At 67.9% G+C, this 20,303-nt stretch carries 22 protein-coding genes; 15 read left to right on the top strand and 7 right to left on the bottom strand.

What is annotated here, in order from left to right:
• Positions 1-60: 60 nt before the first annotated feature.
• Positions 61-786 carry an SDR family NAD(P)-dependent oxidoreductase gene (locus ACIQFU_RS35200; protein ID WP_402557125.1) on the bottom strand — a complete coding sequence of 242 codons (726 nt, stop codon included), beginning with the start codon at positions 784-786 and terminating at the stop codon, positions 61-63.
• 174 nt (positions 787-960) lie between these two features.
• On the opposite strand from ACIQFU_RS35200, the gene ACIQFU_RS35195 reads away from it, so the two are divergent.
• Both ACIQFU_RS35195 and ACIQFU_RS35190 read left to right on the top strand, forming a co-directional pair.
• Positions 961-1,866, top strand: coding sequence for an SAM-dependent methyltransferase (locus ACIQFU_RS35195; RefSeq protein WP_402557124.1), 906 nt, complete (start codon positions 961-963; stop codon positions 1,864-1,866).
• 107 nt (positions 1,867-1,973) lie between these two features.
• A complete protein-coding gene (locus tag ACIQFU_RS35190; protein WP_402557122.1) occupies positions 1,974-2,537 on the top strand; it encodes a TIGR03086 family metal-binding protein in 564 nt (187 codons plus the stop codon).
• Between the two features lie 93 nt (positions 2,538-2,630).
• Here ACIQFU_RS35190 and ACIQFU_RS35185 read toward each other — a convergent pair whose 3' ends face one another.
• Entirely contained in the window at positions 2,631-3,365 is a 735-nt protein-coding gene (locus ACIQFU_RS35185; RefSeq protein WP_402557121.1) for an alpha/beta hydrolase, read from the bottom strand.
• Positions 3,366-3,679: 314 nt separating this feature from the next.
• Here ACIQFU_RS35185 and ACIQFU_RS35180 point away from each other — a divergent pair, with 314 nt between their 5' ends.
• The 6 genes from ACIQFU_RS35180 to ACIQFU_RS35155 all read left to right on the top strand — a co-directional run bounded on the left by ACIQFU_RS35180 (position 3,680) and on the right by ACIQFU_RS35155 (position 9,730).
• Positions 3,680-5,128, top strand: coding sequence for an amidase (locus tag ACIQFU_RS35180; protein ID WP_402557119.1), 1,449 nt, complete (start codon positions 3,680-3,682; stop codon positions 5,126-5,128).
• Positions 5,129-5,313: 185 nt separating this feature from the next.
• Positions 5,314-6,234, top strand: a complete 921-nt coding sequence (locus tag ACIQFU_RS35175) for an alpha/beta hydrolase (protein ID WP_402557118.1) — start codon at positions 5,314-5,316, stop codon at positions 6,232-6,234.
• Positions 6,235-6,443: 209 nt separating this feature from the next.
• Positions 6,444-6,857 (top strand): cupin domain-containing protein, encoded by a 414-nt coding sequence (locus ACIQFU_RS35170; protein ID WP_402557177.1) that lies wholly within the window; start codon positions 6,444-6,446, stop codon positions 6,855-6,857.
• 172 nt (positions 6,858-7,029) lie between these two features.
• Positions 7,030-7,770, top strand: coding sequence for an SDR family NAD(P)-dependent oxidoreductase (locus tag ACIQFU_RS35165; protein WP_402557117.1), 741 nt, complete (start codon positions 7,030-7,032; stop codon positions 7,768-7,770).
• A gap of 107 nt (positions 7,771-7,877) precedes the next feature.
• Complete coding sequence (locus tag ACIQFU_RS35160) at positions 7,878-8,810, top strand: RNA polymerase sigma factor (RefSeq protein WP_402557115.1); 933 nt, start codon at positions 7,878-7,880, stop codon at positions 8,808-8,810.
• A gap of 62 nt (positions 8,811-8,872) precedes the next feature.
• Positions 8,873-9,730 (top strand): alpha/beta fold hydrolase, encoded by an 858-nt coding sequence (locus ACIQFU_RS35155; RefSeq protein ID WP_402557113.1) that lies wholly within the window; start codon positions 8,873-8,875, stop codon positions 9,728-9,730.
• A 173-nt stretch (positions 9,731-9,903) separates the two neighbouring features.
• Here the strand turns inward: ACIQFU_RS35155 and secY are convergent, their stop codons facing one another.
• From secY to mhpD, 4 genes are all read right to left on the bottom strand, one after another.
• On the bottom strand, positions 9,904-11,217 hold the full coding sequence (gene secY / locus ACIQFU_RS35150) for a preprotein translocase subunit SecY (RefSeq protein WP_402557111.1): 1,314 nt from the start codon (positions 11,215-11,217) through the stop codon (positions 9,904-9,906).
• 219 nt (positions 11,218-11,436) lie between these two features.
• Positions 11,437-12,414, bottom strand: a complete 978-nt coding sequence (dmpG, locus tag ACIQFU_RS35145) for a 4-hydroxy-2-oxovalerate aldolase (RefSeq protein ID WP_402557176.1) — start codon at positions 12,412-12,414, stop codon at positions 11,437-11,439.
• Positions 12,415-12,455: 41 nt separating this feature from the next.
• The gene (locus ACIQFU_RS35140) at positions 12,456-13,403 is read right to left on the bottom strand and encodes an acetaldehyde dehydrogenase (acetylating) (protein WP_402557110.1); all 948 of its coding nucleotides are present in this window, start codon (positions 13,401-13,403) and stop codon (positions 12,456-12,458) included.
• Positions 13,400-14,200: a 2-keto-4-pentenoate hydratase gene (gene mhpD / locus ACIQFU_RS35135; RefSeq protein ID WP_402557109.1), complete on the bottom strand. Its 801-nt coding sequence runs from the start codon at positions 14,198-14,200 to the stop codon at positions 13,400-13,402. Before mhpD ends, ACIQFU_RS35140 begins: the two co-directional genes overlap by 4 nt.
• Positions 14,201-14,391: 191 nt before the next feature.
• On the opposite strand from mhpD, the gene ACIQFU_RS35130 reads away from it, so the two are divergent.
• Positions 14,392-15,108 carry an IclR family transcriptional regulator gene (locus ACIQFU_RS35130; protein ID WP_134655997.1) on the top strand — a complete coding sequence of 239 codons (717 nt, stop codon included), beginning with the start codon at positions 14,392-14,394 and terminating at the stop codon, positions 15,106-15,108.
• Between the two features lie 430 nt (positions 15,109-15,538).
• Here ACIQFU_RS35130 and ACIQFU_RS35125 read toward each other — a convergent pair whose 3' ends face one another.
• Positions 15,539-16,258 carry an alpha/beta fold hydrolase gene (locus tag ACIQFU_RS35125; protein WP_402557108.1) on the bottom strand — a complete coding sequence of 240 codons (720 nt, stop codon included), beginning with the start codon at positions 16,256-16,258 and terminating at the stop codon, positions 15,539-15,541.
• A 178-nt stretch (positions 16,259-16,436) separates the two neighbouring features.
• Between ACIQFU_RS35125 and ACIQFU_RS35120 the strand changes: the two genes are divergently transcribed.
• The 6 genes from ACIQFU_RS35120 to ACIQFU_RS35095 all read left to right on the top strand — a co-directional run bounded on the left by ACIQFU_RS35120 (position 16,437) and on the right by ACIQFU_RS35095 (position 20,136).
• Entirely contained in the window at positions 16,437-17,054 is a 618-nt protein-coding gene (locus ACIQFU_RS35120; RefSeq protein WP_402557107.1) for a TetR/AcrR family transcriptional regulator, read from the top strand.
• A 124-nt stretch (positions 17,055-17,178) separates the two neighbouring features.
• Entirely contained in the window at positions 17,179-17,727 is a 549-nt protein-coding gene (locus ACIQFU_RS35115; protein ID WP_402557105.1) for a hypothetical protein, read from the top strand.
• Between the two features lie 33 nt (positions 17,728-17,760).
• On the top strand, positions 17,761-17,925 hold the full coding sequence (locus ACIQFU_RS35110) for an aldehyde dehydrogenase family protein (protein WP_402557103.1): 165 nt from the start codon (positions 17,761-17,763) through the stop codon (positions 17,923-17,925).
• A 176-nt stretch (positions 17,926-18,101) separates the two neighbouring features.
• A complete protein-coding gene (locus ACIQFU_RS35105) occupies positions 18,102-18,482 on the top strand; it encodes a winged helix-turn-helix transcriptional regulator (RefSeq protein ID WP_402557101.1) in 381 nt (126 codons plus the stop codon).
• Between the two features lie 188 nt (positions 18,483-18,670).
• Complete coding sequence (locus ACIQFU_RS35100; RefSeq protein ID WP_402557100.1) at positions 18,671-19,522, top strand: oxidoreductase; 852 nt, start codon at positions 18,671-18,673, stop codon at positions 19,520-19,522.
• Positions 19,522-20,136 (top strand): TetR/AcrR family transcriptional regulator, encoded by a 615-nt coding sequence (locus ACIQFU_RS35095; protein ID WP_402557098.1) that lies wholly within the window; start codon positions 19,522-19,524, stop codon positions 20,134-20,136. Before ACIQFU_RS35100 ends, ACIQFU_RS35095 begins: the two co-directional genes overlap by 1 nt.
• Positions 20,137-20,303: the final 167 nt, after the last annotated feature.

Here is a 20,303-nt window from a genome sequence, read left to right as displayed (position 1 = left end):
GTCTTCTGTCACGGCCAGATGCCCGGCCCGCGAGCCGTCAGGCCCGTCGTACTGGCTTGCTCAGGAGTCGACGAACTTGTCCGCCAGGCCCTTTTCCAGATAGTCGTCCGGCAGGTCCTGGATCAGCAGCTCGGCCTCGGTGCGCTCGGCGTGCATCCGCCAGTAGGCGTCTGCCATCGTCTCCGGCTGGGAGTCGACGCCGCCTTGGCCGATGAACGCGGCGATCGCCACATGCCCGGCGTAGACGCCGGTGCCGGAGAGCGCGGCATGCAGATTGAGGATCCAGTTGCGCATTCCGCCGGTGGCGATCTGAACGTTCGCCACGTGGGGAGCGATGATCGGACCGGAACCCGCGCCACTGCTGACCAGAATCGTCCCGGTGCCACGCTTCAGCATGGCAGGCAGAACATGCTCCACGGCTGCGACACCGCCGAGCAGGTAGAGGTCCAGTTGCGCCAGGACCGAGTCGACGGTGACACTCGTGGCCTCTACGAGCGGCGCCTTGCGCAGGTCGGCCGGGCCCGGGGCGGGGGAGTACTCAAGGACGTCGATCGGGCCCAGCAGCTCCTCGGCTGCGGTCAGCGCCGCGTGCAGAGCGGGGCGGTCGGTCACGTCGGCGGGGAAAATCTCGACCCGGACACCTGTGTCGGCCAGGTCTTCGGCCATCGCCTGCAGCGTCGTACGGTTGCGAGCGATCAGTGCTACGTCGAATCCCTCACTGGCGAACCTCCGGCCGATTGCCTGCCCGAGCTGAGGGCCTGCGCCGACAATCGCGATCGTACTCAACTCGCCACTCCGTTACGGTAGTTCAATGTCACACCGGCAGTCTAGAAAGAGACCGGCCGTACAGGCTCGGATCAGCGCGACAATCTGATCGGACATTTGCGACACCAGAGAGGGTCTCTTCCTGCCGAGCGGGCTCGCCGCATCAATGTAATGATCGTTCGTTACAGTCCTGGTGTGGCTGAACTCAAGATTCCGGAATCCATCGCGAGCAGCGCCGTGGCGACCGCGTCGATGCGTGCCCATGAAGGCACCCGGGCCGATGCGCTCTTCGACGACCCGCTGGCCCGACTGCTGGTCTCCGCTCGACAGGAAGTGCCCGCCGAACAGCGCGGCCACCTCGCTGACGGCGTGAACGAGACCTCGTCACTGACCCAGGTCATGGGTGAGTACGTAACTGTCCGTACGCACTTTTTCGACACCTACCTCAAGGCGACGGTCCAAGCCGGCGCCCGTCAGATCGTCCTGCTGGGGTCTGGTCTCGACGCTCGTGCCTACCGGATGCAGTGGCCGGCCGGTACGCGGATCTTCGAGATCGACACTCCCGATGTCCACGCCTTCAAGGACGAGTTGGTCGCCAGAAGCGGTCTGTCGGCGACGGCGGAGCGGGTTCCGATCGACTCGGACGCCACAGGCAATTGGCGCGAGCTGATCGCCGCCGCGGGATTCGACGACTTCCGGCCCACAGCGTGGCTCCTGGAGGGGCTGCTGTTCTATCTCGACCGCGCCACGAGCGACACGATCGCCGCCGACATCGCCGCGAGCCCGGCACCGGCTGCCTGGCTGGCGGGAGACTACCTGACAGCGACGCCGGAGCAACGGGCGCAGCTGGCCGCCCACCATCGGGAGAACGGGGAGGAGACCCAGGACTCGGGCGAGGGCAGCATCGTCGACGGGCTCGTCCCCCACACCGCTCCCGGCCCGGGGGTTGCCCCCTCCCAGTGGCTGTCGTCGGCGCAATGGGAGGTCTCGGAGTCGGAATTCGCGGAGCATGGCGGACTCATCGACCGTCATGTACCTGCCCACTGGGACCCCGCCCGCGGCGGTGACTCCATGTGGATGTTCCACGCGCGAAGGATCTGACCAGCCCGTGCAGGCGAGCAGACCCTCACGTGCCTGCTCGCCTGCCGCGCCCGTCCGGTCGGGCTCCGTACGGGGAGGTGAAAGACCACGGGCGTTAATCTGACGCCATGTCGAATTCGGCCCTGCAGTTGATCCCCGATGCCATCGACCGCTTCGGTACGCGCGTGCACGCGGTCGGCCGCGACCAGTGGAACGATGCGACGCCGTGCACCGAGTGGACAGTGCGGGATCTCGTCAATCACCTGGTCGGCGAGCACTTGTGGGTGCCACACCTGCTCGCCGGAGAGACCATGGCGCAGGTGGGCGACCGCTACGACGGCGACATGGTCGGCGCGGACCCCGTACGCGCGTGGGACGAGGCCGCGAAGCGCTCCCTGGCGGCCTGGAATGGCGCCGATCTTTCCGGGACCGCCCAGTTTTCCTTCGGGGAAGCCCCGTTGACCATGTACGCGGACCAGATTCTCGTTGACCTGACGGTCCACGAGTGGGACCTGGCCCGCGGGTGCGGCCGGTCCGAGGCACTCGACCCGGCCGCGGTCGCCCACGGCCTGGCCTACGCGCGCACCAACGCCGAGAGAATGGCAGACCTGGGAATCATCGCCGCGCCGGTGGCCGCCGGCGGCACCGATCCCGCCGTTCAGCTTCTTTCCCTGCTGGGGCGCACTGTCTGACGGGCCCGAGACCACGAGCCGGGGCTCTTGACAGCGGTCACGCCGGTGGAAGGGCGTCGAAGATCAGCTCAGCATCTGAACAGCGGCCCCGGCTCAGGAGTCGAGCAGCAGCGCGCAGACTTCCACCGGCTTGGTGATCATGGCGTCGTGGCCGGTGTCCAGCGTGTGGATGCGAGACGGCTCGCCGTTGGGCTGAAGCTTTGGGACGGGGCGGCGGGTGACGTCCTCGGGCTCGTCGCCGGTGCAGAGAACATGGGTCCTCGGGATGAGTGCCTGTTCAGGGTTGTCCATCTCTACCGGCTGCTGGAAGCAGAGGGCCGACGCGTCCGACAGCGTGGCCCTGAGCCAGGCGATGTCGCCGGGATCGGTGACTCCGAACAAACCCAGAGGCGCCGGCAACTCCGGCAGCGGCGGGATGCGCCAGGGCTGAGCGCTGTCCGCCACACCGTTGATCATGCTCTGTGTGCGCGGCATGACATCGATGGCGGTCTCACCGTGCGTCGGCACCATCGCATCGAGGTACACCAGACGGGCAATGCGCGCGGGAATCCGGTTCGCGACGCCGGAGATGACCATACCGGCGTAGCTGTGTCCGACAAGGACGATGTCGTCCAGGTCGTGCTCCAGAACGAGCCCGGTGACGTCGTTGACGTGGGTGGTGAGGCCCACCTCGGGGGTCAGCAGATGCGCCTTGTCCCCGTGGCCGGTGAGAGACGGCGTGAAGACACGGTGACCCCGGGACGTGAGCAGTGAGGCGACGCGGTTCCACGACTGCCCGTCGTGCCAGGCACCGTGCACGAGGACGTAGGTGGTCGGGCTGTTGGTCATGGTGGGTCCTAGGTATGTGTACTGACGGATGAAGGCACGCACGGCCGGCAAGAGGCGCCGCGGCTGACATCGGCACCCTTGAAGGTCTGCCCTGCATCCCTCGACGTTAGGGAAGCCGATGGGTACCCAGAGGTACCGCCCTGTGGGTTCCTCGTCGGCCTCGCTCTCGGTCACGTTCCTCACCGACGTCGACACACGCCCCGTGGTCAGGAGATTCACCGACGATCCGCCGATCCGATACTTGTCAGTCCCTCATGATACCGTTGGGTATCATCCGGTACTGATGAGTATCTTTCTCTCTGATGGGAGCAGAAGTGAGAGTCGACGAGTATGTGAACTTCGACGCGGTCGAGCTCGGGGCCATGGTGGCGAAGGGGGAAGTGACCCCCGCCGACCTGCAAGCAGTCGCGAGCCAGGCCGCACAGATGGTCAATCCGCAGATCAACGCGATCGTGGAGACATGGCCGGCCGACGACGAGCCCGAGCGTGACGCGCCGCTGGCCGGTGTCCCTTTTCTGATCAAGGACATCGGCGTCGCCATGGCTGGGCGGCGCATGGAGCTGGGCAGTCGCCTCGCGGCCGGTAACGTCTCTCACGCCGATTCTGCCCTGATGAGGCGTTTTCGTCGCGCCGGTCTGGTCACGATGGGGCGCACCGCGACATCGGAGATGGCCTACAGCATCACGACGGAGCCGGTGCTGTACGGCCCGACCCGCAACCCGTGGAACCCCGAGCGCAGTGCGGGCGGATCCAGCGGCGGCTCCGCCGCCGCTGTCGCGGCCGGCGTAGTTCCCCTCGCGCACGGCACGGACGCCGCCGGATCCCTCCGCGTCCCCGCCGCCTACAACGGGCTCTTCGGCATGAAGCCCACCCGGGGCCGCGTGTCCATGGCACCGGACTTCGACGAACTCTTCAACGGGCTGGCCGCACACGGCAGCGTCAGCCGCACGGTGCGCGACAGCGCGGCACTGTTCGACCAGATCCTCGGCCCCGAACCGGGTGACCCCTACTTCGCCCAGCAGCCCTCCCGGCCGTACGCCGAAGAGATCACCCGCGATCCCGGCGTGCTGCGGATCGGTGTACTCACCCAGGGGTGGGGCGGACACCGCACCACCGCACCGGTGTCCGACGCGCTCTCCCGCACTGTGCGACTGCTTGAATCCCTCGGTCACCGGGTGGAGGAGACCCCGGTCGACCTCGGGATCGACTGGGAGGAGTACGTGCTGGCCAACGCCCGTATTTTCACGGTGAACCTCGCGACGTCGATCGACCAGCTCGCCGGCGCCTTCAACCGGCCCATCGACGCTTCGACCCTCGAACCCGTGACCCTCGCCGGCTACCACTACGGGCAGCGTGTCAGCGGCGCCGAATTCGCGACCGCTCTCACCGTCCGCAACCGGGTCGCCCGCAGCCTGGGCCAGTACTTCGACGGCCACGACATCCTGCTCAGCCCGACCCTGCCCGAGCTTCCCGTGCCTCTGGGGACCTTTGCCGAGGACGCAGAGACACTGGACGGCCTCGGCTGGATTCGCAGGGTCTTCGACCGCTCGCCGTTCACCATGCCCTCCAACACGGCGGGTACGCCCGCGATGTCGGTGCCGTTGGAGACCGACGCCGGGACGGGGCTTCCCATCGGTATGCAGTTCACCACCGGATACGGCCTCGAAGACCGCCTCTACCGCCTGGCCGGCCAGCTCGAACGGGCGAACCCGTGGGCAGGTCGCACCCCTGTCGTGTGGGCAGGCAGTCACCCGGGCCGCTGAGCGGAGTTGCCGCCGCCGACCGGGCGCGGGCGGGCTCGATTCCCCGGGTCGACCCCGCGAAGAGAGCAGCATCAGCCATCGCTGCGATCGCCGGTGGAAGCCCGTGCCCGGGATGCCCGATCGGGGCTCAATGCCTTCACCACCTCGATCCCTCCTGCTGGAGTTCTGCGTAAGGAGCCTCGCTCATGTCCGCACCATTCCCATCCAACACACGCCGTGACGTCGAGTTCGACGCGGATGGCACCACATTGCGCGGCTGGTTCTATCCGCCGGCCCACGGCGGCCCGGCTGCCGTCGTCGTCATGGCTCATGGGTTCTCATTGGTCAAGGAGGCATACCTGGATCGCTACGCCGAGCGGTTCGCCGCCGCCGGGCTTGCCGTACTGGTCTACGACCACCGCAACTTCGGGGCGAGCCAGGGCAGTCCGCGTCAGGAGATCGATCCATGGCGTCAGATCGAGGACTACCGGCATGCCATCACCTACTCCTGCACACTGCCGGAGGTCGACCCCGACCGCGTCGGGGTGTGGGGGACCAGCTACAGCGGTGGGCACGCCGTCGTCGTTGCGGCCAGTGACCTCAGGGTCAAGGCCGTGGTCTCCCAGACACCCGCGATCAACGGCGTGCAGACCGGATGGCGGCGTACCCCCATGGCGCAGTTGAGGGAAGCCGGCGAGCAGTTCGCGGCAGAGCGGATCGCCCGCATGCGGACGGGGGAAGTCGCGATGCGCCCGGTGATCGGGGATGTGGCCGACCGCCCGGTCTACCCCGCCGACGACGCGTTCGCCTACTTCACCAGGGTCGGGGAGATCGCCCCGTCGTGGCGCAACGAAGTCACCGTCCGTACCGGCGAGTGGAGCCGTGTCTACAACGCCGGCGACTACATCGAGATGGTGAGCCCCCGGCCGCTGCTGATGATCGTTGCCGACGAAGACACGGTGTCGGGCACCGACTTGCAGTTGTCGGCCTACAACCGAGCCTTGGAACCCAAGCGCCTGAAGATCATCCCTGGTGGCCACTTCGCCCCCTACGTCGACGAGTTCGAGGCCACCTCCTCGGCTGCCGTCGAGTTCTTCACGTCTCATCTGCGCGCCGGCGGACGCTGAGTGCGAGAGGCGCCCTCGATCCGGTATCTGCGGCAGAACGTTCGGTATTGACGTAGCGGCTCGCCTGGTGCACTCTGGTGCACACCGTCAGGCGAGATCGACCGTTCTATCTTGTAACCGTTCTCTCTTGCAACGGTCCTGCGGGCCTGGCCGGACCCCTGAAAGGTGTGACCGCATTGCGCAAGAATCTGCTACGGACAGGAGGGACGCTGGGCGCGGCCCTCGGCCTCTCCCTCGGCGTCGGCGTCGGCGTCCCCGCGTTCGCCACCCCCGGCGGTCCGGGCGTATCGGGCACCATCATTTCCCAGACCACAGTGGGCGGAACCGACTACATCCTCCGCCAGATCACCGTTCCCCCTGGTCAGGGCACAGGCTGGCATTACCACGACGGAACCCTCTACGGCTTCGTTGAGCACGGTACTCTCAGCCACTTCGACTCCGGCTGCGAGTCCGACGGGGTGTACAAGGCCGGCAGCAGCCTCACGGAGCCGGCCGGTGCGAACCACGTGCACATCGGCCGCAACCTCGGCAAGACCGATGTCGTCCTCGACGTGCTCTATGTCCTTCCGCATGGCGCTCCGCTGTCGCAGGATGCTCCCAATCCAGGGTGCGACTTCGAGTAGACCCCGGAGCGGGCCCAGCCACGCGAGGTGCGGCTGGGCCCGTGCCATTCCTGGCAGCCTGCGTATGCCCGAGCCGCAACCCGGTTCGTGGCGCCGGTTCACCGCACGGACACCATCCATCCCGGGCGGTCCCCTCCATGCTGGAATCCGCCTGATTCATGAAAGGAATCCCATGACGGACCGGAAGATTGCCCTGGTCACTGGTGCTGGACGCGGACTGGGTATGGGTATCGCGCACCACTTGACGCAGTCGGGTGTCGCGGTTCTGGGCACCTATCTCACCAGCAAGCGCGCAGCCTCCGAGGCCGCCGGCCCGGACCTGGTCTTCCGTCAGCTCGACGTCACCCGGATCGACATGTTCGCGGAGTTCGCAACCACCGTCAGGAGCACCCTGCAGGAGAGCTTCGGCGCAGAGACCTTCGACTACCTCGTCAACAACGCCGGCATCGGCACCTACGCTCCGTACGCGACGACCACGCCGGAGCAGTTCGACGAACTGGTTCAGATCAACCTCAAGGCCCCGTTCTTCCTCACCCAGGCGCTGCTGCCGCTGATCAATGAGGGGGGCCGTGTGCTGAACGTATCGACTGCCCTGACCCGTGGTGTTGTACCGGGCATGTCCGCCTACGCTGCCACCAAGGGTGCGATCGAGGTTCTGACCCGCTATCAGGCCGTCGAGTTGGCCGAGCGTTCCATTCGCGTCAACACGCTGATGGGCGGGGCGGTTCTGACCGACTTCGGAGGCGGCATCATGCACTCGCCGGAGGTGCAGCAGCTGTCGGCCCACACGATCGCGCAGGGCCGCATCGCCATGCCCGACGACATCACCGCCGCTGTCCCCGCGGTCCTTTCCGACTCCTTCCAGTGGGCGACCGGCGCGGTCATCGACCTGTCCGGCGGACAGAGCCTCTGAGTAGGCGCGTAGACGAGCCGAGCCAAGCTCGTCGCTGGTGTGCCCGTCGCAGACGCGGGTCGCCGACGGCGAACTGCGTTCAAGGGTGGCCCGATTACTATGCAACGATGGACGACAGTACGTTGGTCGGCTGCGCCCGGCGCGGTGATGTCGAGGCGCTCGGGATGTTGGTGCGGCGCCATGAAGCCGGTATGCGGGCGGTGGCGTTGAGCATTCTGGGGCACGGTCCGGATGCCGAGGACGCCGTGCAGGACGCGATGGTGACCGCGATCGTGTCGATCGGCGAGGTACGCGATCCCGCAGCGGTCGGCGGCTGGCTGCGGTCGGTCGTCCGCAACAACTGCCGCATGCGGGTGCGTGCGAAACGGCCCACCCCGGTCGCCGACCCCGAATGGTTTCTGCCGGCCGATGAAGCCTTCGGCGCGGATGAGTTGCTCGAGCGGACGGTCTCACGGGACTGGGTCTGGCACGCCATGGCGACTCTTTCCGAGAAGGATCGTCTGATCACGATGCTGCGGCATTTCAGCAGTGTGCGGTCCTACGCGGACATCGCCACCGTGTGCGGCATCCCGGTCGGGACGGTACGCAGCCGCCTGCACCATGCCCACCGTGCGCTCGCGGCCACGCTGCGGGCCACGGCCGACGCGGCGTACGCGGACGTGTCGGAGCGGATCGGGGCGCGACAGCGGGAGGCCGCCGATGCGGTGCGGGCCACGGCGCGCGGCGACTTCCGGCATGTGGTGAGCGAACTGTGGTGGCCGGACGCCCAGCTCGTCGTGCCGGCGTCGTCGGTGAGCGGTGGGGTGGCCCTGGCCGTGCGGGCGATGGACGGCGACCTGGAGTCAGGAGTCCGGCCCGGGCTGGTCGATGTCGTCGCGGGAGACGACGTGCTCATCTGGGAACTCGAACTCGTCAACCCAGCCTCGGCCCCCGACCACTGCCCACCGAGCGCGGTGTGGCTGCAATCGCTGGACAGCGGGCGGGTTCGCACGGTCACTCTCTTCCATCCGGTCCCTGATCAGAGAAAAGTCGGAACCTGATCGAACTCGGCCGGGGGCTCGTGCATCTGGTCAGGTCAGCATCATCCTGATCGGAGAACAAGTTGAAGTCCGCAAGCCCCCTGAGCACCCACGAGATCACCGTCGGCGGTGTCCGGCAGGTGTACCACGTCGCAGGCCAAGGACCGGTCTGCGTGGCGCACTCCGGCGGCCCCGGTACCGCGTGGTCGTATCTGCGGATGCCGCTGCTTGAGCAGCACCGCACGATGGTCTACCTGGAACCGGTCGGCACGGGTGACTCAGGCCGTCTGGAGTCCTACGACCTCGCCACCTACGTCGCCTTTCTCGCCGCCGTCGTCGACGACCTCGACTCACCTCGGGTCCAGCTGCTCGGCCATTCCCACGGTGGATTCGTGGTGCAGCGCTACGCCCTTGAGTACCCCGGCCGAGTGGCAGGTCTGATCCTGTACGACACGACGGCGGTGGCCGATCCGGGATTCTGGGAGTCGGCCATGGCAGGCGTCACCGCCTACGGAGCCGTCGACCCGGAGATCCCCTCCGCGTTCGAACGGCTGATGGCCGCGACTGACGACGCGGCGATGACGGCCGCACTGCGCGATGCGCTTCCGGCGTACTTCGCCGACTTTCCCGGCCGGAGGCCGGAATACGCCGACCTGGTCACGGGCCTTCGCGCTTGGCTGGTTCCGCAGGTGCCGGAACTCTTCGACCTGCGTGACCGACTGGGTGAGATCACCGCACCCACGGTCGTCATCGCCGGCGCCCACGACTTCATCGCCGGGCCGCGGTGGGCGGGGATACTGCATGCTTCCATTCCGCACGCGCATCTCGTCGAGCTTGAGCACAGCGGACACTTCGGACACATCGAGCAGCCTGCCGAGTTCGCGGCTGCCGCGACGTCCGTCGCGCCGGATCTGGACGCGGACGTAGCCGCCGGTACCTGAGCCGCCGGTACCTGAGCCGCCGGGCCGCGGCCCGGCGTGGGCCCGGCGGCTCGGGACTCCGGTCGTGCCTGGACGGCGGTCGCGGCGCCCGGATCAGAACGTGACGTACGAACCCCTCGTCACCGCCGTCGATCGCGGGTGGGCCCGTGCCACACAATCCGCGTCCCGCGTCGTCAGCGCAGGAAGCCCTCATAGCTGCGTTGCTGGAGCTGACCCTCGATCTGCCGTACGGTCTCCAAACCCACGCCGACGATGATCAGGATGCTTGTCCCGCCGAACGGGAAGTTCTGACCGGCTCCGATCGCGGCCAGCGCGACGGTGGGGACCAGGGCGATCAGTCCCAGATACAGCGCGCCAGGCCAGGTGATCCGGTTGAGTGTGTAGCGCAGATAGTCGGCGGTGGGCCGTCCGGCCCTGATCCCGGGGACGAAGCCTCCGTACCGCTTCATGTTGTCCGACACCTCGTCGGGGTTGAAGGTGATCGCGACGTAGAAGAAGGCGAAGAACACGATGAGCACGAAGTACGCGGTGATGTAGACCGGGTGGTCGCCCATGGTGAGGTTCCGGACGATCCAGGTCTTCCAGGCCGAGTTGCCGCTCGAGAACTGTGCGATCAGGGACGGCAGGTAGAGAAGTGACGAGGCGAAGATGACCGGGATGACGCCTGCCTGGTTGAGCTTCAGGGGGATGTAGGTCGAGGTCCCGCCGTACGAGCGGCGGCCGATCATGCGCTTGGCGTACTGCACCGGAATGCGGCGCTGGGCCTGCTCCACGAAGACCACGAGGCCCACCAGCGCCAGTGACACGAGGATGACACCGCCGAACTCGATCCAGCCGCCGGCCAGGGTCCCCTGCTTCTTGACCGCCCACAGGGCGGAGGGGACGGTGGAGGCGATCGAGATGAACATGAGGATCGACATGCCGTTTCCGATACCGCGGTCGGTGATCAGCTCGCCGAGCCACATCACCACACAGGTGCCGGCGGTCATGCAGATGACCATGGTCACCGTAGTGAAGGTCGACCGGTCCGGGACGATGTCCGAGGCGACTGCGCAACCGGAGAAGAGCGCGCCACTGCGTGCGGTGGCCACCAGTCCGGTGGCCTGGAGGACGGCGAGTGCCACCGTCAGGTACCGGGTGTACTGGGTGATCTTCGCCGTTCCTGCCTGGCCCTCCTTCTTGAGAGCCTCCAGGCGTGGGATGACCACGGTCAGCAGCTGCAGGATGATGCTGGCGGTGATGTAGGGCAGGATGCCGAGCGCGAAGACCGTGATCTGAAGCAGCGCACCCCCGCTGAACAGGTTCACCAGCCCGAACAGCCCCTGGCTGTCGGCCGTCTGGTCGAGGCACTGCTGGACCGTTCGGTAGTCGACGCCTGGAACCGGTATGTGGGTGCCCAGTCGGTACACCACGATGATGCCGAGCGTGAAGAGCAGCTTTTTACGCAGGTCAGGCGTCTTGAACGCATGAGCGAACGCCATGAACACGATGCCTCCCGTGGCCCTACGTGCGGATGCCGTCGTAAGGACCAAAGATTCTCGACAGGACAACGGCGCATCGGTGACGGCTGCCGCTTCGAGGCAACATCGTTCGTGTTCGAGGCCCGTTGTGTCAAGAAAGAACGTTCTGCCTTTTAGGTTCGGACTGGGTCCCTGCGCCGCCCACGCGGACGGCGCAGGGATTCCCCGAGCGAGAACCCGTCCGGCTCACGGCCGAACGGCGGAGGACCGCGCGAGGTCCAGTGCGACGTCCGTGATCATGTCTTCCTGGCCGCCCACCATCTTGCGGCGTCCGACCTCCACGAGGATCGAACGGGTGTCGAGGTCGTAGCGCTCGGCGGCGACCTCCGCGTGCCGCAGGAAGCTGGAATACACGCCCGCGTACCCGAGCGTGAGTGTCTCGCGGTCGACACGCACCTCCCGGTCCTGGAGAGGCCGGACGAGGTCGTCCGCCGCGTCCATCAGGGGGAACAGATCGCAGCCGTGCTGCCAGCCCTGGAGGTCGGCCACGGCGACGAAGGCCTCCAGAGGACAGTTGCCCGCGCCCGCGCCCTGACCGGCGAGGGACGCATCGACACGGACGGCGCCGCTTTCCACGGCCACCACACTGTTGGCGACACCGAGGGCGAGGTTGTGGTGGGCGTGGATGCCCATGTCGGTCGAGGGATCGAGGACGTCCTGGTAGGCCCGGAAGCGGGCGCGGACCCCGTCCATGGTCAGACGCCCGCCGGAGTCCGTGACGTACACACAGGTGGCTCCGTAGGACTCCATCAACTTGGCCTGGCGGGCGAGTTCGGCGGGTTCCGCCATGTGGGACATCATCAGGAAGCCGGCGACGTCCATGCCGAGGTCCCGAGCGGCCGCGATGTGCTGGGCGGCGATGTCGGCCTCGGTGCAGTGGGTGGCGATCCGTACCGAGCGGATGCCCAGCCGGTGTGCCTGCCTGAGATCCTCCACCGTGCCGATGCCGGGCAGGAGCAGGGTGGTGGGAACGGCCTGCCGCGCGGCGTCGGCGACGGCTTCGATCCAGTCCCAGTCGGTGTGCGCGCCGACGCCGTAGGTGAGGGAGGAACCGGACAGCCCGTCTCCGTGAGCGACCTCGATCGCTGTGACGCCCGCCGCGTCCAGTACGGAGGCGATGGAACGGGCCTGTTCGACCGAGTAGCGGTGCCGGACGGCGTGCATGCCGTCCCTGAGGGTCACGTCCTGGATGTAGAGATCGCTGGTCACCTGGCCGGCACCTCCTGCTTGCGGTGGGCCGCGACGCGCTCGGCGGTGCGCAGCGCGGCAGAGGTCATGATGTCGAGGTTGCCCGCGTAGGCAGGCAGGTAGTGCGCGGCCCCCTCCACCTCCAGGAAGACGGAGACCTTCCAGGCGGTGCCGTCCCGCTCGCCGGACGGAAGAAGGCGACGCTGAGGATCCTCGGTGGGCACCCGGTCGAACTGCACGTCCTGCTTGAGCCGGTAGCCCGGCACGTACTCCTGGACGGCGCGCTCCATCGCGAAGACGGCCTCACGGACCTTGGCGGTGTCGCAGTCGGAGACCAGGCAGTAGACCGTGTCACGCATGATCAGCGGCGGCTCGGCCGGGTTCAGGACGATAATGGCCTTGCCCTTCGCCGCGCCGCCCACCTTCTCGATGGCGGCAGAAGTGGTCTCGGTGAACTCGTCGATGTTGGCGCGGGTTCCGGGGCCCGCGGAGCGGGAGGAGAGCGAGGCGACGATCTCTCCGTAGTGGACCGGGGTGACCGAGCTGACGGCGGCCACGATCGGAATGGTGGCCTGGCCCCCACAGGTGACCATGTTGACGTTGGGCGCGGCGAGGTGCTCGTCGCCGTTGACCGGGGGGATCACATACGGGCCGACGGCCGCCGGTGTGAGGTCGACCAGAGTACGGCCGAGTGGGCGCAGGACCTCTTCGTGACGCCGGTGGGCTCCGGCGGAGGTCGCGTCGAAGACGATCTCGACATCCTCGAACTCGGGCATCCGTACGAGTCCTTCGATCCCTTCGTGTGTGGTGGCGATCTTGAGGCGTCGCGCGCGGGCCAGGCCGTCCGACTCGGGGTCGATGCCGGCCATCGCGACGATCCTCAGGTTCTCCGACAGCCGCAGCACCTTGATCATGAGGTCGGTGCCGATGTTGCCGGAGCCGATGATGGCGACTGAGGTGGTCACTGGACAGCTCCTTCGGGGGAGAAGCGGACGCGGACGGAACCGAGTCCGGAGATGCGGGCTTCGAACAGGTCGCCGGGAACGGCCGGGACCATCGGCCCCAGGGCCCCGGTGAGGATCACGTCGCCCGCCTTGAGCGAGTCGCCCACCTCGGCCAGCGCACCGGCCAGCCACACCGCGGCGTTGAGGGGCCCGCCCAGGCAGTCGGCGCCGGTGCCCGAGGAGACCTGCTCCTCGCCCCGCGCCAGCGTCATGGCCACCTGCCGAAGATCGACACCGGTCAGGGGGACCGGTGTGCCACCGAGGACGAACAGCCCGCAGGAGGCGTTGTCGGCGACGGTGTCGGCGAAGGTGATGTCCCAGTCGGTGATCCGGCTGTCCACGATCTCCAGGGCCGGCAGAGCGAAGTCGGTGGCGCGGATGATGTCGGCGACGTTCGGTTCCGTGACGTCCAGGTCGGCACCGAGCACCAGCGCCACTTCCGCCTCGACCTTCGGCTGCAACAGCCGGCCTCCCGGCACAGTGCCGCCGTCCGGCACGACCATGTCCGACAGCAGGGCACCGAAGTCGGGCCGGTCGACGCCCAGCTGCGCCTGCACGGCGGGGGACGTCAGCCCGATCTTGCGTCCTACGACACGGCGGCCGTCTGCCAGCTTGCGCTCCACGTTCAGCCGCTGCACCGCGTACGCAGCGTTGACGTCGTGGGCGGGAAGCCGGTCGCGTACCGGGGGAACCGGTTTGCCGCTCCGTTCGGCCTCGGCCAGCAGGTCGGCAGTCTCACGGATCGCGGGGGTGTTCATGGCGGTCAACCTCCGAGAGGAAGGCCGGGCGGTTCTTGACGAGTGAGGCCGGCCGACGGGCGATGAGGCAGGTATAGACGGATGCCGGGCGCAGGCCAAGGAACGTTCCATCACGCGGAACACATGGCTACGGGGCAGGACCTTCGTGGCAGGCTGGATCCGTGGCAGGGAACGAATCAGCGCAGGGCAGCATGCTCGACAGGGCTGTGAGTCTGCTGGACTGCTTCCGCCCGGCGGGCGGAAGGCGGCGTCTGACGGAACTGGCGGCGGGCACCGGACTGGCCAAGAGCACCGTCCACCGGCTCGCCGCCGACCTGGTGCGTCTCGGACTCCTGGAGCGTGTGGGGCAGGAGTACCAGCTCGGCGGTCTGCTCTTCGATCTCGGAGGCCTGGTGCCGCGCCGCCAGGATCTGCGGGAGGTGGCACTGCCGTTCCTCCAGGACCTGTACGAGGCGACCCGGGAGACGGTGCACTTGGGCGTCCGGCAGGACTGGTCGGTGGTCTACCTGGAACGCATCCATGGTCATGAGAGGCTGCCCCTGCCGTCCAGGGTGGGCGGCACCCTGCCCCTGAGCTGCACCGGGGTGGGCAAAGCGCTGATCGCGTTCTCTCCGCGTGAGCAGACCGAGGAACTGCTGGCGGGCCCGCTGCCCCGCCTCACCCCTCAATCGGTGACCGATCCGGACCGCCTGCGCGTGATGCTGGACCAGGCCCGTCTCGCCGGTCTCGCCTACGAGGAGCAGGAAGCGGTGCCCGGGGTGAACTGCGTGGCGGCTCCGGTGTTCGCCGCCGACGGCACGGTGGCAGCCGCCATCTCGGTGGCCGTCCCGGTGGCTCGCTGGTATCCGGCGCAGCTCGGTACCGCGGTGCGCACCGCGGCGCTGGGCCTCACCAGGGCCCTGCGCTGAGAGTGCCGCGAGAGCGGCGCGGAGCACTTCGCGGCATCCCGCCATGGCAGTCCCGGTCCTCTGGTGACGACACGCACGCCAAAAAGCCCGGGGATGGGCGCTCTGTGGAGCAGCGGTGACCGTCACACGGGCCGAGTCACCGTACCCACTCGGCGCGGTGCCGTATCCGGTTCACTTCCCGTCGCCGGCTGCGCGAGCGGTGGAGCGTGTCGCGGCGGTTGCCGGAAGGTCCCGCGTCGACATCGCTCGGCGGGCTTGCGCGCCTTCGGGTGGAACCGCGCGTTGCTGCCGGTCATGGTTCCGCAAGGGCGCCGGGCAGTGCCGCACCGCGCTGCCCGGTCTGAGCCTCCACCGGCCGACGGACCGGAATAGGCCGCGTCGGCCCTGACCCGGCCCGGTGTTGACCGGCGCCGGGCCGTCCCCGCACTGCTCAGAGCAGTTTGAGCAGTGCGGTCGCGATGTCCTCCGGGTGGTTCAGCAGGGCCATGTGCCCACCGGGCACCATGTGAGGCTCGACGCCCAGACGAGCGGCGAACTCGGTTCCCGGCCGGGCCAGTGACGTGTCGTCGGTACCGAGGACGTAGGAGGCGTCGAGGCCGGCCTCGGTGACCGAGGGCACTTCCAGTGCGTCGGTCATGTATCGGCCCGGCTGCGGCAGCGTCAGGCCGAAAACGAGTTCGTGCATTTCCTCCGGCTCGCCCTGCAGCAGGCCGTAGCGGACCGCGTCGAGCGTCAGCGGGACGGTCCCGTCCGACGTGGCGGCGATGGACTCGCGTATGAGCGCGCCGTATGCCTCGTTCTCCTCGGCCATCGAGACACCGCGCTCGGGTACGACCGCGTTGTAGTACACGACGTGCCGCACCCGGTCGGCCAGTCGGTGCGCGGCGCCCGTGACCGGGTAGCCGCCCCAGCTGTGGCCGACCAGGACGACGTTCGTCAGGTCGCGGTCCACCACCTCGCCGACGACATGGTCGACCGCGTCCCTCAACCGCAGGCCGACCGGAGAGCTGCCGTAGGAAAGTCCGGGGACCGTGACGGTCAGCGCACGATGGCCGTGCTCCCGCAGCACGCGCGCCACCGGATGCCAGCTCCATGCCCCCAGCCACGCTCCCGGTACCAGCACGAACGTCGTCTCAGGTGCGGTGCCCATGTGTCTTCTTCTCTCTGGTCAATAAAAAAACGAGGGATCGTTCTTTTATACAGGAACTCAGTATCCTGGGCCTCATGAGTCGATCCCCTGCCCCCGGGCCCCGTCGCGGGCCGACCGGTCATCGAGACGCGCGGTACGGCGGCCCGCACGGACCTGGGCGGGCGCGAGCATGCCCAAAGTGACGCAGGCCCACCTCGATGCACGTCGACGGCAGATCATCGAAGCGGCCACCGAGGCCTTCACCGAGCGCGGTTTCGCCGGGACCTCGATGGCCGACATCGTCCGCGCCACCGGTTTGTCCACCGGGGCGGTGTACCGGTACTTCCCCAGCAAGGAGCACCTGGTGCTGGCCGTCGTCGCCGGACGCGACGGTCAGCAGGAAGCGGGCGGCTTCCCCTCGGAGAGCGCAGCGGAGCTCCTCGGCCGGCTCATCGGCTATGTCACCCCGCCGGAAGGCACGGGGCATGCCCGCCTCGTCTCTCTGATCTGGGGAGACGCGGCGGTTACGCCCCACCTGGCCACCGTGGCCCGCGAACGCCACGATGCGCTTCAACGGCACCTCACCTCCGTGCTGGACGCCCGGCGCATGCCGGGGAGGGAGTGCGGACCGGAGCCGGAAGACAGCGGCGCTGTCGCGCAGGTCGCTCTCGCGTCCCTCATCGGCTACGCGGCTCTCGTCGCGACAGACACTCCTGTTGACACCGACGGCTTCCTACGCGCCCTCGGGCGCATGGTCACCGGGGGATACGAACCGGCCACCGGTCCGACGCGCACGCAGGAGGCACCTCCCGCGTAGGCCTTGCGTCGGAAGCCGGTCCCGAGACGGTCGGCGGCGGCCCCTACGCTCATGTATACATACTGTGTATAGTCGCTGTGTCGTTGATTCGCAACGCTCTTGACAAGCCGTCCGAGGAGAGGGAATGACCAGGACACCACAGGGCGATGGCGCGAACCGGCCTCCGACTTCAGCGGATGGCCGGGAGAACGATTCGCCGCGCTTTCGCGTCGAGCTGGAGAGTCCCGACAGGGGAGTCAGGCATGTGAGGTTCATCCACGCGGATTCGATGGAAGAGGCCCTGGTCAAGGTTCGTGAAGGACAACCACCCGGTGAGAGTCCCGGCGGCGACAGCGGGACGCTTCGAGTGGTGGAAGCCTCGGAGGAGAATAGTTTCACGGAGGACCGCCATCAGCGGAACGCTCGACGTCGTTACATCAACACCATTGTCGAATCCGGACTGAGGGCCCTGGGGCAGGACGCTCCCGCTCGCTCCGACGAAGCGTTCTTCGACGTCTTCTGCGACTTCTTCAGCCGGACCATTGTCCGGCCTGGACACTACGCCTTCCCTTCGGAGGGACCAGAGTCGGACCGGCTTCTCAAGGCCGACGACGCCACCGCCGTCATGGCGCAACTGCTCCTTACCCATCTCGCGCACCATGACGTGACGTTGACGCGTATACGCCCAGAATGAGCGATTGCCGGACATCGCCGCGCTGATTCGACCTTGCGGGCCGGGCTGCAGGCGGGCGCGGTAGGCGTCAATGGCTGGGCTCCCGGTGGGCCGCAGACGCCCTGGGGCGGCGTGAAATCGTCCGGTCTCGGCAGGGACCTCGGCTACGAGGGCATTCTGGCCGACACGGAGGTCAAAACGGTGTCCGTGATCGTGTGACCGCCCGCCCCGCCTGAGCTCCGTGGGTGGTTCTTCCGCGCCGGACCGGCGGCAGGGCGAGATTCCCCGGCATCGCCGTCGCCCCGGCAGAGTGCGGGGCTCGGGCTCGTCGACGATGGTGAGTGTCCGATGACAGGGACCCGCAGGTATCTCTGGCGCATCTACCATGGGACGCCATGAGCGCTTTCCGTCCCGGTGACCCTTTTCTCGTCGACTGTCCCGCGCGACTGGCGGTCGAGCTGATTGCCGACAAATGGACGGTGGTCGTGCTCTACGGCCTGAGCAAGGGGCCCGCGCGCCATGGCGAACTGGTCGAGATGATCGGCGGGGTCTCCCGCAAGATGCTCACCCAGACGCTCCGGAGGCTCGAAGCGCACGGCCTTGTCCGCCGCCACGCCCATGCCGAGATGCCGCCTCGTGTCGAGTACGAGCTGACCCGGCTCGGGGCGACTCTGATCGATCCGATCCAGGTGCTGACGGAGTGGGCCAGGACGAACGGTGACGCGGTGCTCGATGCGCTCGACGCACACTCCGCCCCGGTCGTCCGCGGCACCTGAGTACTCGTCGGCGCAACCGCGTGCTGTCCGGAGTCCCTCTCGCTCGACGCCGCGGTGAGTCCTGACGCGTAGGACGCAGCGGTCGCGATCACTACCGGAATCAACGCGGTGACGATAAAAATCGACGCCATGTAGACTTTTCCTGGGGGGAGTAGTCCGACTCCTTGCAAGCCCTCTTTGGAGGAACAGTGCAAAAGCACCAGAACTGGCTCATAACCGGCGTCAGCACGGGCCTCGGACGTGCCTTCGCCGAGGCCGCCCTGGCCGCAGGTCATACCGTCGTCGGCACCGTCCGCTCCGAGGAGGACCTGCGGGCCTTCGAGGAACTCAGGCCCGGTAGGGCTCACGGTCGCCTGCTGGACGTGACGGACGACGATGCCGTCCCCTGTGCGGTCGCGGAGGTGGAGCAGAGCGTCGGCCCCTTGGACGTCGTCATCGCCAACGCCGGCTACGGCCTTGAGGGCACCTTCGAGGAAACCCCGCTGGCCGAGGTGCGGCGGCAGTTCGAGGTCAATGTGTTCGGGGCAATGGCCACCCTGCGGGCGGCGCTGCCCCACATGCGGCGGCGCCGCCGCGGACATCTGATGGCCGTCACCTCCATGGGCGGGCTCATGACCGTCCCCGGCCTGTCCGCCTACCACGGCAGCAAGTTCGCCCTGGAGGGCATCCTGGAGACGCTGGGCAAGGAAGTCGCACAGTTCGGAATCCATGTGACGGCGATCGAGCCCGGCTCGTTCCGCACCGACTGGGCCGGACGGTCCATGACACGCGTCGCGCGGACCGTCGACGACTACGACGAGTTGTTCGTCCCCGTCCGCGAGGCGCGACAGAAGGCCAGCGGGAACCAGTTGGGCAATCCGGCCAAGGCCGGGGAAGCGGTCGTGCACATCACCTCGGTCGAGCGGCCGCCGGCCCACCTCGTGCTGGGCTCGGACGCGCTGCGGCTGATCACCGCCGCCCGCGCGGCCGTGGACGAGGACATCCGCGCATGGGAGGCCCTCTCCCGTACGACCGACTTCGCCGAGGGCGCTCAGCTCTGATGCCCGGCCACCAGCCCGCGCGAAGCCGACGCACCACCGAGCGCAAGGGGGATGTCCGGGAGCGGGCCATCCTCGACACCTGCGAGGCCCTGCTGGCCCAACAGGGCTACGACGCCATGACCGTTGGCGACATCGCCCAGGGCGCCGGCATCACACGCGGCGCCCTGTACTTCTACTTCGGCTCCAAGCAGGAAGTGGTCACGGCGCTCGTGGCCCGGACCGTCGAGCACCTGTGGGAACGGTCCCGGGTCACCGCGCAGACGGACGAGCCCCGCCCGGCCATCACGGCGGCCATGCAGCGCACGGTCGAGCTGTGGAATGAGCACGGCCTGGTCATGCGCACGGCGATCGACCTGTCGTTGACCGTGCCGGAGATCGGCGAACTGTGGAACCACACGGCCGACCTGTTCATCGCGGCCATCACCGCCGTCCTCGAACGCGCCGGCATCCAGGCCGGCACCGCACCGGACCAAGCCTCATCGATGGCACGCGCCTTGTGCTGGATGATCGAGCGGACCTTCTACCACGCTTCACAGGAATCCCGCGAGAAGCTCCAAGACGCCTCGGCGACATGCGAACACATCTGGCTGACCAGCGCCGGCCTGGTCGCCTGAGGTATCTGCCACGGACGCGGAGGAGACGCGGCGGGTCCCTTGCCGGCTGTCCGCCAACCCAAGGGGGAGAACGTTCGGTATTGACAGGGAGAGAGGCTCTCGGTCATGCTGGTGAGTAAGAATGGTCGTTCTGCCCCTGGGTGAGAGGTTGCGCGTTGGCTGAATCA

The organism is Streptomyces sp. NPDC093065 (assembly GCF_044754585.1).
Taxonomy (GTDB): Bacteria; Actinomycetota; Actinomycetes; order Streptomycetales; family Streptomycetaceae; genus Streptomyces.
The sequence above is the reverse complement of the archived record's forward strand: the minus strand, read 5'-3'. Positions and strand labels throughout refer to the sequence as shown.